This is a genomic window from Labrys sp. F242 (assembly GCF_057813875.1).
In genome coordinates, this window is record NZ_JBVASG010000002.1 from 806925 (window position 1) to 821611 (window position 14687).

General features: G+C 63.3%; 15 protein-coding genes. 6 read left to right on the forward strand and 9 right to left on the reverse strand.

Features of this window, described 5'->3' with window-relative positions:
* The first annotated feature begins 84 nt into the window (after nt 1-84).
* Entirely contained in the window at nt 85-2139 is a 2055-nt protein-coding gene (locus ACZYTC_RS19230; protein ID WP_488990303.1) for an oxidoreductase, read from the forward strand.
* Nucleotides 2140-2151: 12 nt separating this feature from the next.
* On the opposite strand, the gene ACZYTC_RS19235 is transcribed toward ACZYTC_RS19230, so the two are convergent.
* Together ACZYTC_RS19235 and ACZYTC_RS19240 are read right to left on the reverse strand one after the other, a co-directional pair.
* On the reverse strand, nt 2152-2814 hold the full coding sequence (locus ACZYTC_RS19235; protein ID WP_434958904.1) for a TetR/AcrR family transcriptional regulator: 663 nt from the start codon (nt 2812-2814) through the stop codon (nt 2152-2154).
* A gap of 36 nt (nt 2815-2850) precedes the next feature.
* Nucleotides 2851-3630 (reverse strand): transporter substrate-binding domain-containing protein, encoded by a 780-nt coding sequence (locus ACZYTC_RS19240; RefSeq protein ID WP_454811564.1) that lies wholly within the window; start codon nt 3628-3630, stop codon nt 2851-2853.
* A 340-nt stretch (nt 3631-3970) separates the two neighbouring features.
* Between ACZYTC_RS19240 and ACZYTC_RS19245 the strand changes: the two genes are divergently transcribed.
* On the forward strand, nt 3971-4450 hold the full coding sequence (locus ACZYTC_RS19245) for a hypothetical protein (RefSeq protein ID WP_441772203.1): 480 nt from the start codon (nt 3971-3973) through the stop codon (nt 4448-4450).
* A gap of 27 nt (nt 4451-4477) precedes the next feature.
* Here ACZYTC_RS19245 and ACZYTC_RS19250 read toward each other — a convergent pair whose 3' ends face one another.
* From ACZYTC_RS19250 to ACZYTC_RS19270, 5 genes are all read right to left on the reverse strand, one after another.
* Nucleotides 4478-5662 carry a serine hydrolase domain-containing protein gene (locus tag ACZYTC_RS19250; protein WP_434958900.1) on the reverse strand — a complete coding sequence of 395 codons (1185 nt, stop codon included), beginning with the start codon at nt 5660-5662 and terminating at the stop codon, nt 4478-4480.
* A 100-nt stretch (nt 5663-5762) separates the two neighbouring features.
* Nucleotides 5763-6797 (reverse strand): ABC transporter substrate-binding protein, encoded by a 1035-nt coding sequence (locus ACZYTC_RS19255; RefSeq protein WP_441772204.1) that lies wholly within the window; start codon nt 6795-6797, stop codon nt 5763-5765.
* Between the two features lie 109 nt (nt 6798-6906).
* Complete coding sequence (locus ACZYTC_RS19260) at nt 6907-7707, reverse strand: ABC transporter permease (protein WP_454811559.1); 801 nt, start codon at nt 7705-7707, stop codon at nt 6907-6909.
* On the reverse strand, nt 7700-8620 hold the full coding sequence (locus ACZYTC_RS19265) for an ABC transporter permease (protein ID WP_434958897.1): 921 nt from the start codon (nt 8618-8620) through the stop codon (nt 7700-7702). The genes ACZYTC_RS19260 and ACZYTC_RS19265 overlap by 8 nt, the downstream gene beginning before the upstream one ends.
* A complete protein-coding gene (locus tag ACZYTC_RS19270) occupies nt 8620-9747 on the reverse strand; it encodes an ABC transporter ATP-binding protein (protein ID WP_434958896.1) in 1128 nt (375 codons plus the stop codon). Before ACZYTC_RS19270 ends, ACZYTC_RS19265 begins: the two co-directional genes overlap by 1 nt.
* A gap of 230 nt (nt 9748-9977) precedes the next feature.
* Between ACZYTC_RS19270 and ACZYTC_RS19275 the strand changes: the two genes are divergently transcribed.
* From ACZYTC_RS19275 to dnaQ, 4 genes are all read left to right on the forward strand, one after another.
* The gene (locus ACZYTC_RS19275; RefSeq protein ID WP_434958895.1) at nt 9978-10619 is read left to right on the forward strand and encodes a Maf family protein; all 642 of its coding nucleotides are present in this window, start codon (nt 9978-9980) and stop codon (nt 10617-10619) included.
* Between the two features lie 18 nt (nt 10620-10637).
* Nucleotides 10638-11474 (forward strand): shikimate dehydrogenase, encoded by an 837-nt coding sequence (locus tag ACZYTC_RS19280; protein WP_488990304.1) that lies wholly within the window; start codon nt 10638-10640, stop codon nt 11472-11474.
* 321 nt (nt 11475-11795) lie between these two features.
* Nucleotides 11796-12386, forward strand: a complete 591-nt coding sequence (gene coaE / locus ACZYTC_RS19285; RefSeq protein WP_434959738.1) for a dephospho-CoA kinase — start codon at nt 11796-11798, stop codon at nt 12384-12386.
* A 14-nt stretch (nt 12387-12400) separates the two neighbouring features.
* Nucleotides 12401-13090: a DNA polymerase III subunit epsilon gene (gene dnaQ / locus ACZYTC_RS19290; protein ID WP_441772207.1), complete on the forward strand. Its 690-nt coding sequence runs from the start codon at nt 12401-12403 to the stop codon at nt 13088-13090.
* A gap of 45 nt (nt 13091-13135) precedes the next feature.
* Here the strand turns inward: dnaQ and ACZYTC_RS19295 are convergent, their stop codons facing one another.
* Nucleotides 13136-14062: a DMT family transporter gene (locus ACZYTC_RS19295; protein ID WP_441772208.1), complete on the reverse strand. Its 927-nt coding sequence runs from the start codon at nt 14060-14062 to the stop codon at nt 13136-13138.
* A 149-nt stretch (nt 14063-14211) separates the two neighbouring features.
* Nucleotides 14212-14670 (reverse strand): hypothetical protein, encoded by a 459-nt coding sequence (locus ACZYTC_RS19300; protein ID WP_488990305.1) that lies wholly within the window; start codon nt 14668-14670, stop codon nt 14212-14214.
* Between the last annotated feature and the right edge of the window lie 17 nt (nt 14671-14687).

Sequence of the window (14687 nt, forward strand, 5' to 3'; positions counted from 1 at the left end):
CGGCCGGGCGCCGGAGGTAACTTGCGTTCTGCCGTAAAAAGTCTATTCTTGTTGTACAATCGTTCAACAAGAGATTGATCCGAGATGCCCCGCAATCCGCGATACGACATCCTGTTCGAGCCGGTTCGGATCGGTCCAGTCACCGCACCCAACCGCTTCTACCAGACGCCGCACGCCACCGGCATGGGCTATCTCAAGCCTGAAAGCGGCGCCAAGCTGCGCGGCATCAAGGCCGAAGGCGGCTGGGGCGTGGTCTGCACGGAATATTGCTCGATTCACCCCAGTTCGGACGATTCCCCGTTCGGCTTTCTGACGCTGTGGGACGAGGACGATATCAGGGCGCTCATGCCCACCGTCGAGGCCATCCATGCCCATGGTAGCCTGGCCGGCGTGGAGCTGTGGCATGGCGGTTCACATGCCAATAATCGCCTCACGCGCGAGCCGATCCTGGCGTCGTCGGCCCGTCCGGCCCTGATTCCACAGCCGGGCAGCGCACGCGCCATGGACAAGGCCGATATCAAGGCCTTCCGAACCTGGCACCGCGACGCAGCCCTGCGGGCCAAACGGGCCGGCTTCGACATTGTCTATTGCTATGCCGGCCACGATTATCTGCCGTTCCAATTCCTGTCGCCCCGCCTCAATCTGCGCGGGGACGAATATGGCGGCAGCCTCGCCAATCGCGTCAGGCTGCTGCGGGAGTTGATCGAGGACACGCATGAGGCCGTCGGGGATCGCTGCGCGGTTGCCGTGCGCCTGTCGGTCGACGAATTGCACGGGTCCCGCGGCATCACCTCGCAAGGGGAAGGTCGGGAAATCCTGGCCATGCTGGCAGAGCTGCCGGATCTATGGGACGTCAACGTCTCCGGCTCGCTCGGCAATGATTCCCGCTCCGCCCGCTTCAGCGACGAGGGTTTCCAAGAGGAGCATGTCGGCTTCGTCAAGGGCCTCACCACCAAGCCGGTGGTGAGCGTCGGGCGGTTCACCTCGCCCGACAGCATGGTGAGCCAGATCCGGCGCGGCATCCAGGATTTCATCGGCGCCGCCCGTCCCTCCATCGCCGATCCCTTCCTGCCGAGGAAAATCGACGAAGGCCGCGAAGACGAGATCCGTGAATGCATCGGCTGCAACATCTGCCGCTCGGCCAACAACGAGGCCGTGCCGCTGCGCTGCACGCAAAACCCCACCATTGGCGAAGAATGGCGCCGCGGCTGGCATCCCGAGCGCATCGAGGCGGCCGCATCGTCCTCGCGCGTGCTGGTGGTGGGAAGCGGCCCGGCGGGCCTGGAATGCGCCCTCACCCTCGGGCGGCGCGGCCATCGGGTGATGCTGGCCGAGGCCGGGCGCAAGCTCGGCGGGCGCATCAATCGCGAATCCAGCCTGCCCGGGCTCGCCAGTTGGGTCCGCGTGCGCGACTATCGCCTGCATATGATCGGCAAGCTCCCGGCCATCGACCTCTTTCCCGAAAGTCGGTTGAGCGCCGAGGATATTCTGGCGCTCGAGGCCGACCATGTCGTGCTGGCTACCGGCAGCCGCTGGCGGCGCGACGGTATCGGGAGTCTTGGCGAGGAAGCGGTGGAACTCGGTGCCGGCGCGATACTCACGCCCGACGACGTCTTCGCCGGTGCCGAGATCAGTGGGCCGGTGCTGATCTATGATGACGAGCATTACGCCGTCGGCGGTGCGCTGGCCGAGAAATTGAGCAAGGAAGGTCACCAGGTGTATCTGGTGACACCGGCGGCCATGCTGTCGAGTTGGACAGTGATGACCGACGAACAATTCTTCATCCAGAAGCGTTTGTTGGAACTCGGCGTGAGGCCGCTGCTCAGTCAACGTCTCACTAGTGCTGCCAATGGCGTGGCGGAACTGGCTTGTGTCTATACCGGGCGGATCCGCAGGCACGAATTCGGCACGCTCATCCTGGTCACCGGGCGGGTGGCGGAGGATAGCCTTTATCGCGATCTCACGGCCATGACGGGGCAATGGCAAGCGGCCGGCATCCGTTCCGTTACCCGCGTCGGCGATTGCCTGGCACCCTCGTCGATCGCCGATGCGGTGCATGCCGGCCATCGCTGGGCTCGCGAGTTCGACAGGCCGGCGGCCGAGATCGCGCCGCGCCGGGAACGGCCGATACCGGCCTGATCTGTCCTGCACCTATCGCAAGGGACCTAGCGCGCTTTCCAGCAGGCCGAGACTGGCTTCCTCGGCCTCGGCCGGGGTTACCACCTTGTCGTCGAGACACCATTCCAGCCAGAGGCCATCGACCAAGGCGATGAAATTGCGGGCGAGCCCGGCGGCATCGACCTGCCGGCCGCGATGGGCGGCGATGGCGGTGATTTCGAGGGCCAACTCGCTGCGGTAAGCCTCGTAGAGGCGGCGATGGGCCTGGCGCAGCTTGTCATTGACCGCGATCTCGCCCCAGAGCGCCAGCCAGACCAGGAGATTGTCGCGTGTGAAGGAGCGAGGCTGGAAATTGGAGCGCACCAGCCCGAGCAGGACGGTCTCGGGCTGGCGCTGCGCCGGGTTTTCCCGCTGCCGGCGGGCCTGCGCGATATGCTCGCTGACGCTTTCGTAGAGCGAAGACTGGTAGACCTCGACCAGGAGATCGTCGAGGCTGCCGAAGTGGTGGTTGATCAGGCCGCGCGAGACCTGGGCTTCCTTGCAGATGCTGTCGATGGTAAAGGCGGCGATACCGCCCTTGGCCAGGGCGCGTATGGCCGCCTCGATCAGCTGACGCCGGCGGACTTCCGCGGTTTCGCGGTTGAACCGGGGGGGGCGCTTGGCTGGGCGGGGCGGTGCAGGCGAGGTTGAGGTCAAACCGGATCGCTTTCTCCCGGCACCGGCCTGACGCCCTCAATCCTTGGGCGGCGTGCCGATATCGAAGCTGAAATATGTCTTGGCGAGCTTGTCGAACTCACCGCTCTTGTAAACGGCAGTGATGCCCGCATCGAGCTTGGCCTTCAAGTCGATATCGCTCTTGCGCAGGCCGCCGGCGATACCCCCCTCGAAAATCGGGTCCTTGGGTATGTTCTTGACCTCGCAGCATTCGCCATCCCCACCCTTGAGAAAGTCGGCCAGCGCAATGCTGTCGGCCAGACCGAGATCGAGCCGGCCGGCGACGAGATCGGCATTGGCGGCATCCTGGGTCGAGTAGGTCTTCACGATAGCCTCGGGATAGGCGCGAGCGATATAATCGGCATAGATCGTGCTCGTCTGCACGCCAACGGTCTTGCCCTTCAGGCCGCCGGGCGAGAAGTCGAAGCTATCGCCCTTGGCGCCGACGAAATGGGCTGGGGTGGTATAATAGGGAATGGTGAAGGCGACCTGCCGGGAGCGTTCCGGCGTGATGCCCATCGAGGCCCAGATCACGTCGATCTTGTTTGAATTGAGCGCCGGGATGATGCCGTCCCAGGCGGTCTGCACGATCTCGCAATCGAGCTTGGCGGCCTTGCACACGGCCTTGGCGAGATCGACTTCGAAACCGGCCCATCGCCCTTCGGCATCCTTGGCCGCGAAAGGCGGATAGGGCTCGGCGGCAAGGCTGACGCGGATGGAAGCCGCCTCGGCCCCGGTCATGGCAATGAAGAACAGGGTGGCGGCGGCGATACAACGCGTCCCGATATGAAGAGGCATGGTGTCTTTCCGTTCTCTGGCTGCACAGGCACGGCCGCGAAAGATCGGATGATCGGCAAGGGCAGGTATAAACGTTTCCCGGTGCCGAGCATCCTCCGCCGCGGCTATTGCTCTTTCTTATTGAACAAACGTACAACAAGAGAAAGGAGGATGCAATGCTCGTGGCGGCCGGCATGAACGCGGCTGGCCAGGGGCCATCGCGCACCAGGAACGGGCGAGGTGTCGGCTGAGGCGATTTTGCTGTGAATTCACGGGAGGCCGCGCGGGACGGGACGGCTCATCCCTTTGTGGTCTGGCATAGAATGAGGAGGCTTGATCGGCCAGTGCGAGCGGGGTGTGAATGACTGAGGATCTGACCCTATGGCCGCCACGCGATCATCCGGCGCTCGTTCTGCTTTTTTATTTGGCTTTCAGCCTGCTGGGCATTGCCCTGGCCTCGCTCATGGCGGCGCTGGTTCACGTCGGTGTGGCAGCGCTGCAAGGGGGAAAGCTCTTCCCCTTGAATCTGCAAGAAGCCTTCCCGGTCGAGACCCCAGTCGCGACTCTGGCCGCGCTGACGGCGATGTTTGGCGTCATTCCCGCCTTGCTTGTCAGGGGAGCCGTCCAACTGATTGGATGGAGGTCGCCCTGGCTTTACATCGCCGCAGCCGCGGCTTTTGCTGTCGCCGCGTATTTCGAGACTATCCGCACCGCGCAGATTTTGTCAGAGGATCCCGATCTTGCCATGAATGCCACGGGTTTCGGCACGCTGGGTGCATCGTGCGGCCTGGTGTTCTGGCTGGTGGCGGTGCGGCTGCCGACCGGTCTTGCGAGGCGATGAGCCCGTCCAGACCGGCCGGCCATACCCTTAGACCCTCGTAGCCAGGGCCTCGAATAGCTGGAGATTGAGCTTGTCGGTCGCATCGTCCACCGGCTCGGGCTGCGAGGACAGCTTGACAACAACCACTTCGGTGGCCGGGTTCACATAAAGCCACTGGCCATGAATGCCGATGGCCAGGAAGGCGCCATTGGCATAGCCGGTCTGATACCATTTATTGCGGTAGCGGCCCTGGCCAAGCAGATGCACGAAGTCGCCCCGCTGCCAGGCCTCGCTGCTGCCGCCCCGGCAGGTGTCATCGACCCAGGCCTGCGAGACGATACGGGTGCCCTCCAAGCTGCCGCCTTGGCGCATCATTTCGCCGACACGGGCAAGATCCCGCGCGCTCATGCTTATGCCGCCCGCGGCGCGGGCCGTGCCCCCGGCATCGACCGTGACGGTGCCATCCTGGCGGGCGCCGAGTTTTTGCCACAAGCGGGAGGAGGCGTAATCGGCGTAGCGTTCGCCGCTGGCCCGTTCGACCACGATGCCGAGCAGATCGGAATTGGGCGAGCGGTAGCGGAAGGGGCCGCCATGCTCACCAACGCCCTTGGGCATGGAGGCGATGAAGCCGAGCAACGTTCCGGGATCCTGACCCGGCGCCGAGGGATTCCACAAGGTGGCACGCCGATAGCGAGCGAATTCGCCGGCGGGATCGAGATAGGCTTCCTCGAAAGAGAGGCTGACGCGCATGTCGAGCAGGTGGCGCACACTGGCATCGGCAAAGGCCGAGCCGGCGACTTCGGGCACATAGTCGACGATAGGAGCTTCGGGATCGAGCCGGCCTTCGTTCTCTGCGACACCGGCGAGGATCGCGGTCAGCGACTTGGAGATGGAAAAGACGATGTGCCGGCTCGCGCTGGTGAAGTGCGGGGCGTGGAAGTCAGCAACGAAGCGGCCTGCCTTCATCACCACCAGGGCGTCGGTGGACGTCTGCGCCAGGATGTCGGCGAGGGAACGGCTGTCGCCGTCGATCGTCAGGATTTCACGCAGCAGACCGGAGGGATCGGCGTCCGGCGTCTCGTGCCCGGCGGCTTCGGCGGCAATCCGCGCAGTCGGCACCAGTTCGGAGACGTTGCGGAAGGCCCAGACATTCCAGGGCGCCTGGCGCCAATTGCTGAGCTGTACGGCATCACGGCGAAAGCCGTAGGCGGTTTCGAAGGCTGAAAGAGGCATGATGATCGATAAAATGAGGCGGCTGGAGCGAAAGGAGGGAATGTCGAGGGCCCTCCCCCTTTGTAAGAGGGAGAGGGCTTGATGCGTCGAAATGCGGCCCTTACTTCTGCAGCTCGGTCCAGATCTTGCTGTAGAGCTCGGTCACCTCGGGCGGGCAGGCATGCGAGAACTCGGCGGTCTTCATGACCTCTTCCGGCACATTGACCTCCGGTGCGTCCTTCATGTCAGCAGGCATGAACTTCTCCGAACCGGCGATGCCGTTGGCATAGCGATGGAAGGCCGAGTTCAAGGCGGCGTTTTCAGGATCCATCATGAAGTTCATGAACAGCTTGGCGTTCTCGACATTCTTGGCTTCCTTCAGCACGACGATGTTGTCGCTCCAGAGCTGCACGCCCTCTTTGGGATAGCCGTAATGGATCTGCGGGTGGCCCAGGCGCTGGCGCAAGGCCGAGCCGTTCCAATCGCTGGAAGCCTTGAAGTCGCCGGCACCCATCTTCTCGATTGTGTTGTATTCCATGGCGATCCAGTTCGGCTTGGCCTTGACCAGGGTGTCGCGCACCTTCTTGAGCAGCGCCTTGTCGCCGTCGCACATCTTGCCGCCATTGTAGCGAAGGGCGGCGTGGATGACGTCGTTCATCTCGGGCACGACATTGGTCTTGCCCTTCAGCTCGGCCGGCGTGTCGAAAATGATGCCCCAGGTGTTGATGTCACCCTTGTAGACGTCGGTATTGACCACGACACCGACCGTGCCCCAGGCCCATGGCACCGAATATTTGCGGCCGGGATCGAAGGGCGGGTCGGCCCACTGCTTGGCGACGTTCTTGAAGTTCTCCATCTTGGAGGGATCGACCTCCTGCACGAGGCCTTCAGAGATCCAGATCGGGATGAAGTTCTGCGAGGGCATAGCGATGTCGTAGCCCGTGCCGCCCTGGCGCACCTTGGCGAGTGCCGTGTCGTTGGAGTCGTAGTCGGTGATGGTGACCTTGACGTTGTATTTCTGCTCGAACTTCTTGATCATCTCAGGGCTGGTGTAGTTGCCCCAGTTGAAGATGTTGAGCGCGCCCTCCGCGCTGGCGAGGCTCGTGGATGCGAGCAGCGCCAACGCGGCGGCCGTGGCCGTGGATTTCCAGTTCATCTCTGTCTCCCGTTACAAAGCCGGGGCACCGGCTTGAGCTCTATTGCCCCCAACCTGAGTGGCGATGTGGCGGCCGGGCGAAGATGCGAGCTTCGCTCCGCCCGGCGCATCAGTCTTTCTTCCTGCTGATGAAGAAGAAAATCGTGACGATGACGACGGACAGCAGCAGGAAGACCGTCGACAGCGCATTGACTTCGGGTGTGACACCGCGGCGCAGCTGGCCGAGCATGTAGGTCGGCAGCGTATCCTGGCCACCGGATTTGACGAATTCGGTGATCACCACGTCGTCGAGTGAGGTGACGAAGGCCAGCATCAGGCCGGCGAGGATGCCAGGCCAGAGCAGCGGCAGCGTCACGCGCCGGAAGGTTCGCCATGGCGTGGCATAGAGATCGGCGGCCGCGCGCTCCAAAGTCAGGTCCATGCCCTCCAGACGTGCCCGGATCGGCAGATAGGCGAAGGGCACGCAGAAGGCGGTATGGGCGGCGATCAGATAAGCCAGGCCATCATAGCCGGTGACGATCTTGATGCGAGAGAAGAAGATCAGCAGCGCCACCCCGGTGACGATTTCCGGCACCATCAATGGCTGGTTGATGGCCGAATAGGTGAAGGTGAGGCCTCGATAGGCTTCGGTGCGCGTGGTCGCCAGGGCCGCCATGGTGGCGCAGATGGTGGAGAGCACCGCGGCGACGGTGGCGATCTGGAAGGAGCGCAGCGTGGCGTCGACCACCTGGTCGTTGTTCCAGGCCGCCGTGAACCATTTCAGCGAAAAGCCACCCCAGGTGGAGACCGATGTCGCTTCGTTGAAGGCATAAACAACCATCACCACGATCGGCAGATAGAGCAGCACGAAGCAGAGGAGCGCGATGGTGGTGAAGCCGGGCTGGCGGCGGATGGAGAAGGGCTCAGCCATGTTTCACTCCCGAACCGCCGGTGTTGCGCACATAGACCAGCAGCGCCACCATCACGATCGCCATCACCGTGATGGAGAGCGAGGCACCCAGCGGCCAGTTGCGGCCCTGGCCGAATTGCAGCTCGATAAGGTTGGACAGCATCATGTTCTTGCCGCCGCCGAGCAGGTTCGGCGTGACATAGGCGCCGAGCGCCGGGATGAACACCAGGATGGAGCCGGCGACGATGCCGGGCTTGGTCAACGGCACGATGATGCGGCGGAGTACCTGGAAGCGGCTGGCATAGAGGTCATAGCCCGCTTCGACCAGACGGAAGTCGAACTTTTCCATGCTGGCATAGATCGGCAGCACCATCAGCGGCAGATAGACATAGGCCATGCCCGCCAGGATGGCGGTATCGGTATAGAGGATCTGCAACGGCGCCGAGATCACGCCAAGCTTGATCAGCATCGTGTTGAACAGGCCCTCGTTCCGGATGATCTGCAGCACGGCGAAGGTGCGGATCAGAAGATTGGTCCAGAACGGAATGGTGATCAGGAACAGCCAGAGGTCACGCCGGTTGGCCGGTCGCGTCGAGATGAAATAGGCGGTTGGAAAGCCGAACGCCAAGGTGACCACCGTGGTCATCAGCGCCAGCTTCACCGAGCGCCAGAAGATGGTGAGGTGGGCGCTGGCCAGCGACAGCGTGTCGTCGAACATGTCGCGTTCGAAGAACACCGAGGTCCACGCCTCCGTGGAGAAGTTCCATTTCACGTCGCCATAGGGACCGGGCTCCAGGAAGGAATAGATCAGCACGATCAGGAGCGGGCCGGTGGCCGCGAGCAGGATCACCAGCAAGGCGGGGGTGGAGAGCAGCCAGCGATTGCGGATTTCGCTCCGCCGGGCTTTGGATGCGATTTCGGCGGCCTCTGCCATCAGTCCCTCAACACCCGGGCTGTGCCTTCGGCGAAGACCACGCCGGCGCGTTGGCCCGGCTGGAAGCTCTCGCTGGAGCCGGTGAAAGTGTCGCCGCCTGCGGCCTGAGCGCTTGTATTCTGCCGGCGCACGGTGAAGCGGGGCCCGTGATCGAGACGCAGGTGAAAATGCGTATCGGTGCCGAGATAGACGACATTCTCGACCGTACCGGCCAGGAGAGCGTCTTCGCCGGTGGTGAGCTGCGCATGTTCGGGACGCACCACCAGCCAGGTCTTGTCGGCGGGCTGATGCCCGTCGCTGAGGCCGGCCTTGATCTCGCGCCCCGAAGGCAGCTTGACGCGCGCCTGGGCGCCGTCGCGGCCCAGAAAATCGGTTTCGATGAAATTGGTCTCGCCGATGAACTCGGCGACGAAGCGCTCGGCCGGCGTGTCGTAGATGTCGCGCGGGGCGCCCACCTGCAGGATCCGCCCTGCGGACATCACTGCGATACGGTCCGACATGGCCAGGGCTTCCTCCTGGTCATGCGTGACGAAGATGAAGGTGATGCCGGTCTCGTGCTGCAGGCGCTTGAGCTCGAGCTGCATCTCCTTGCGCAGCTTGTAGTCGAGTGCCGACAGGGGCTCGTCGAGCAACAGCACCTTGGGTTGGGGCGCCAAAGCGCGCGCGAGGGCGACACGCTGCTGCTGGCCGCCGGAGATCTGGCTGGTCTTGCGATCGGCCAGGTGCTCCATGCGCACCAGGCGCAGCATCTGCGCAACGCGTGCCCCGATTTCGGCCTTGGGCTTGCCCAGCATCTCCAGGCCGAAGCCGATATTCTCGGCCACCGACATGTGCGGGAAGAGGGCATAGCTCTGGAACACGGTGTTGACCGGCCGCTTGAAGGGCGGCAGGCTGGCAATGTCTTCGCCATAGAGCAGGATCTGCCCGGAGGTGGGGAAATCGAACCCTGCGATCAGGCGCAACAGCGTGGTCTTGCCGCAGCCGGATGGTCCGAGCAGGGTAAAGAACTCATTCTGGCGAATGGATACGCTCACCGTATCCAGAGCGACGAAGGCACTGTCGCCAGCGCCGAAAACCTTCCGCACATCGCGAACTTCGATTGAATTGACAACCGTTCCGTCCGGCACGCACAACCCCTCATCTGCCTTGGCTCGCGGCCAGGCTCGTCTCGGTTCATTTTTCTTGGCTTTCGATAATGTGATCACAATATCAGCTGGTTTGCAACGGGCCGGTGTGCAGGATTTTCAGGCAACCCCTGCGGCTGAAAGCAGCGATCATGCGGCATTTTTGGCCGCTACCCTACGCAAAAGCCGGATGGGCTGCTAAGGCAAGGCAGAAAAACGGGATTTTCAGACCAATGAAAAAAGTTGACGGTCGGGCTCAGGATCAAGCTGCCGGAGTATCAGCGCGCTTTGTACTGGCCTCCAAATCCGCCATTCGCGGCGAGATGCTGAGGGCGGCCGGGCTTGCGATCGAGACGATCCCGGCAGCGATCGACGAGCGTGGCTTCGAACGCCGATGGCAGGCGGACAACCTGGCTCCCGACCGGGTTGCCGAGGCACTCGCCCGTGAAAAGGCTCTGGCCGTTTCGCGCACCGAGCCGGGTGCCGTGGTGATTGGCGCCGATCAGACCATGGCTTTGGGCGAGCAGCGCTTTTCCAAGGTGGCCACGCTGGCGGAGGCCCGCGACAAGCTTCTTGTTTTGCGCGGGCGGTGCCACGAACTCCATTCCGCCTATGCCCTGGCGAGGGATGGAGAGGTTCTGGCGAGCGGCGTTGCCAGCGCCCGCCTCACCATGCGCAATTTCTCAGATGCCTTTCTCGACGATTATCTTGCCCGAGCGGGAGAGTCGATCCTGGGCAGCGTCGGCTGCTATCAGCTCGAAGGGCTGGGCGTGACCCTGTTCGAGGCCATCGAGGGTGATTATTTCACCATTCTCGGTCTCCCCCTGCTGCCCCTGCTTGCCACGTTGCGCGAGCATGGTCTTGCGACTGCCTGAGCCTTTACAGGACACGCCATGAAACGCGCCTTCGTCGTCGGCTATCCCATCTCCCATTCACGTTCGCCGCTGATCCACGGTTTCTGGCTGAAGGAGCTGGGCATTCAGGGCAGTTACGAACGCATCGCGGTCGAGCCGGCCGCCTTCCAAGCCTTTGCCACCACGCTGGCCGATCGGGGCTTTACCGGCGGAAACGTCACCGTGCCGCACAAGGAAGCGGCCTTCCGCCTTGCCAGCGTGGACGATCCTGTCGCGCGCGAGCTCGAGGCCGTCAACACGCTCTGGTTTGAAGACGGCGTGCTCAAGGGCATGAATACCGATGTCGCCGGCTTCCTTGCCAATCTCGACCAGGAGGCCCCAGGCTGGAGCGATAATCTGAGGCGGGCAGTCGTGCTCGGTGCCGGCGGCGCGTCCCGGGCCATTCTCTACGGCCTCATCCAGCGTGGCGCCGCTGAGATCCTGCTGATCAACCGCACGCTGGAACGCGCCGAAGCTCTTGCTCGCCATTTCGGCTCGAAGGTGAAGGCGCTGGCCTGGGACCAGGCCGAAACCGCTCTCGAAGGGGCCGATCTCCTGGTCAATACCACCTCGCTCGGCATGAAGGGCCAGCCGCCGCTCGATCTCGACCTCTCGCACCTGCCGAAATCGGCGTTGGTGACCGACATCGTCTATGTGCCGCTGGAGACGCCGCTGCTCGCTGCGGCCCGGCGGTTCGGCCTTGCCACGGTGGATGGGCTCGGCATGCTCCTGCATCAGGCTGTTCCCGGCTTCGAGCACTGGTTCGGCGCCAGGCCCGAGGTGACGCCGCAATTGCGGGCGCTGGTGCTGGCGGATATCGAGGCGCAAGCAGGTTGAACTCGATCGCATCCATGCATTCGATCGAGTTCAATCCGCAAGATATGAAACGTTTGCAGAATACGCGCGCTTGCCCACGAATGGGGATGCGCGTGTATTCTGCCGGGGGATGGGATTTTTCGGGTGATCCCTGCCTGGCGACAGGCTTCAATGTGATCACGATGCGCGGACATTCGTGTCCGTATCCAAAGCGTTTTACGATGAGAACGTCTATTTCTAATCGCAGAAGAGCTCTAGCCAATCCGTTGGATTGGCCTGGAAACAAAGAGTTGGAGCGAACAAGCGTTCAGTCATGAATGCGTTTTGCTCTAGGAGGCGATGATGACCTTCGTTCTTGGCCTGACCGGCTCGATCGGCATGGGCAAGTCGGCAACGGCGGCGATGTTCCGGGCGCGCGGCATTCCCGTGCACGATGCCGATGCCACCGTCCATCGTCTTTATGCCGGACCGGCGGTGGCCGCCGTGGAGGCCGCCTTTCCCGGCGTGACCGTGAAGGGCGTAATCGATCGCGCCAAGCTCGGGCGGCAGGTATTCGGCAATGCCGAGGCGATGCGGACCCTTGAGGCGATCGTGCATCCTCTCGTGCATGCCGCCGAACAGAATTTCCTGGCGTCGGCTCGTGACAAGGGGGCGAACCTTGCCGTGCTCGATATCCCCCTGCTCTATGAAACCGGCGGCGAGCGGCGCTGCCGGGCGGTCGCGGTGGTCTCGGCTCCTGCCCGCATCCAGCGCGAGCGCGTAATGGCGCGTCCCGGCATGGACGAGGAACGCTTCGCCATCATTCTGGCTCGGCAGGTGCCGGACGTGGAAAAGCGCCGCCGCGCCCATTTCATCATCGATTCAAGCAGGGGTCTCGACTTTGCCCAGAATCAGGTGGATGCCATAATCACAGCCCTGTCCTCCACCGCTTGAGTCGGAAGCCTTTCATGCGCGAGATCATCCTCGATACTGAAACCACCGGCCTTGATCCCAATGAAGGGCATCGGCTGGTCGAGATCGGCTGTGTGGAGATGCTCGACCGCAATCCCACCGGCGCCACCTGGCACAAATATTTCAACCCCGAGCGCGACATGCCGGTGGAGGCCTTCAACGTGCATGGGCTTTCCGCCGAGTTCCTGTCCGACAAGCCGCTCTTCGCCGAGCTCGCCCAGGAATTCGTCGATTTCATTGGTGACGCCCATCTCGTCATCCACAATGCCGGCTTCGACATGCGATTCCTCAATGCGGAGCTGAAGCGCGTCAACAAGGCTGTCTTGCAGTTGGACCGGGTGGTCGACACCCTGGCCATGGCCCGGCGCAAGCACCCCGGCGCGCGCGCTTCGCTCGATGAACTGTGTCAGCGCTACGGCATCGACAATTCCAAGCGCGTCAAGCATGGCGCCTTGCTCGACGCCGAGATCCTGGCCGAGGTCTATATCGAGCTGACCGGTGGACGCCAGACGGCGCTCAGCCTTGCTTCGGCCTCCGCCGCCATCGTCGCCCGCGCCGGCGGCGGCGCGGTCAGGCCCCGCCCCAAAGGATTGCCATCGCGCATCAGACCCGAGGAACTGGCCGCCCACGAGGCCTTCATTGCTGGCCTGGGCGAGAATGCCTTGTGGAAGAAATATGCACCGTGACGGGGCTGGTGGGTTAACGGTCTGAAGATCGGCCCTCTGCTCGCCTCATGCTGCGCGCAGGCGCCTGAAAAGACGTCCGTCGATCGCCACCAAAGCCAGGCCGATCAAGGCCATCCCGGCAAAATGCTTCAGTTCGAGCCTTTCTCCGAGAACGAGTGCGCCGAGCAGGATGGCGCTGATCGGGATGAGAAAGGTCACCAGGGCCAGATTGGTGGCGCCTGCCGTGGTCAGGATGCGGAAATAGAGGACATAGGCGAGCGCCGTGGACAAGGCGGCCAGGGCGAGGATTGCCGCCCAGACCGTCAGACCCGGCATGGCCAGCGTCCAGGGCTGGTCGACGAGGATCGCAACCGGCACCAGTATCAGGGTAGAAGCCGTGACCTGCCCGGTGGCGGTGACCATCGGCGCGACGCCGAGGGCTTTGAAGCGGCGGCCGAAAATAGCGGCGAGCGCGTAGGAGATGGCAGCGCCGAGCACGGCACATTGCGCGGCAAACTGCGCGCCCAGGTCCGCAAGGGCCTGGGGGCCAACCATCAGGGCCACGCCCGACAGTCCGATCATCACGCCGGCGAGGCGATTGCCGGTCATGCGTTCTTCCGCCGTCAGGAAATGGGCGGCGATTACCGTCCATAGGGGCGTCGTGGCATTGAGGATGGCGGCAAGGCCGGAGGCGATCTCGGTCTGGCCCCAGACGATCAGGCAGAAGGGCGTGACGTTGTTGAGCAGGCCCATGCCGAAAAAGGCGGCCCAAAGGCGAGGTTCACGCGGCAGGGATTGGCCGTGGAACGACAGGACGGCCAGCAGGATGAGTGCGGCGAGGCCGACGCGCAGCAGGACAATGGTGAACGGCGGTAGGGCCTTGATCGCGATGCCGGTGAAGAAGAAGGACCCGCCCCATAGCAGGGAGAGAGTGAGCAACAGGCCCCATTCGACGGGCCCCATCGGGTTATTGGGAGTGGCAGGTCTCGTCATGGTGCAGATCCGAGAAGCGGGCTTTCTCAAGATCTGCAGCACCGGCCGGGCCGATGCCACCCGCTTCCTGCGATTTCATGCCGGGTTGCAAAAAGACCAAGCCATCGAAGACACGTTTCCCCGGGAAGAGCCGGTCCTGGTGAGAAGCTTCAGCGGGGTTCGACCTGCAGGGAACGGCCACGCCAAGTGTAGCTCGCCCTGTCCACCAAACAATAGAGACCGTGGAGCGTTACCGGGCGTCTTGGTTCCGTCTTGGGCAAGACGGTTAATTCCGCCCTGGCGCAGTCCGCTTCGGCGGGCACCGCTGTGGCGGTGACGTCTGGCAGCTGCGGATAGGGTTCGCTGTAGCGATATTGCCGGGCCGCTGGCTCGGTGCCCAGCACCGACAGTAGCGTGCTCAACACGGCGGAACTGCCGGTTTCGGAAATACCGGCCTCGCCGAGCGCCTTCATCAGGGCGTTCCGGCTCTCCCGTTCCAATTGAGGGGAGGCCGGCAGCACCGCCCTTCCGTCCGTCGGGGCGAGCAACAGGACGAGTATGACGGCGAAACCTGCGCGAAAGTGCCACCGCTGTCGTTCGGAGGCGCGTCTTGCAAGGGTTCCACGCATGCCAAGCCAACTCCGTG

Excerpts from the sequence above, each read along its gene's own strand:
- ACZYTC_RS19250 (WP_434958900.1), bottom strand. The coding sequence starts at position 5,662 with ATGCCTCTTTCAGCCTTCGAAACCGCCTACGGCTTTCGCCGTGATGCC.
- dnaQ (WP_441772207.1), top strand. The coding sequence starts at position 12,401 with ATGCGCGAGATCATCCTCGATACTGAAACCACCGGCCTTGATCCCAAT.
- ACZYTC_RS19300 (WP_488990305.1), bottom strand. The coding sequence starts at position 14,670 with ATGCGTGGAACCCTTGCAAGACGCGCCTCCGAACGACAGCGGTGGCAC.
- ACZYTC_RS19295 (WP_441772208.1), bottom strand. The coding sequence starts at position 14,062 with ATGACGAGACCTGCCACTCCCAATAACCCGATGGGGCCCGTCGAATGG.
- ACZYTC_RS19255 (WP_441772204.1), bottom strand. The coding sequence starts at position 6,797 with ATGAACTGGAAATCCACGGCCACGGCCGCCGCGTTGGCGCTGCTCGCA.
- ACZYTC_RS19265 (WP_434958897.1), bottom strand. The coding sequence starts at position 8,620 with ATGGCAGAGGCCGCCGAAATCGCATCCAAAGCCCGGCGGAGCGAAATC.
- ACZYTC_RS19245 (WP_441772203.1), top strand. The coding sequence starts at position 3,971 with ATGACTGAGGATCTGACCCTATGGCCGCCACGCGATCATCCGGCGCTC.
- ACZYTC_RS19280 (WP_488990304.1), top strand. The coding sequence starts at position 10,638 with ATGAAACGCGCCTTCGTCGTCGGCTATCCCATCTCCCATTCACGTTCG.
- ACZYTC_RS19260 (WP_454811559.1), bottom strand. The coding sequence starts at position 7,707 with ATGGCTGAGCCCTTCTCCATCCGCCGCCAGCCCGGCTTCACCACCATC.
- ACZYTC_RS19275 (WP_434958895.1), top strand. The coding sequence starts at position 9,978 with ATGAAAAAAGTTGACGGTCGGGCTCAGGATCAAGCTGCCGGAGTATCA.
- coaE (WP_434959738.1), top strand. The coding sequence starts at position 11,796 with ATGACCTTCGTTCTTGGCCTGACCGGCTCGATCGGCATGGGCAAGTCG.
- ACZYTC_RS19230 (WP_488990303.1), top strand. The coding sequence starts at position 85 with ATGCCCCGCAATCCGCGATACGACATCCTGTTCGAGCCGGTTCGGATC.
- ACZYTC_RS19240 (WP_454811564.1), bottom strand. The coding sequence starts at position 3,630 with ATGCCTCTTCATATCGGGACGCGTTGTATCGCCGCCGCCACCCTGTTC.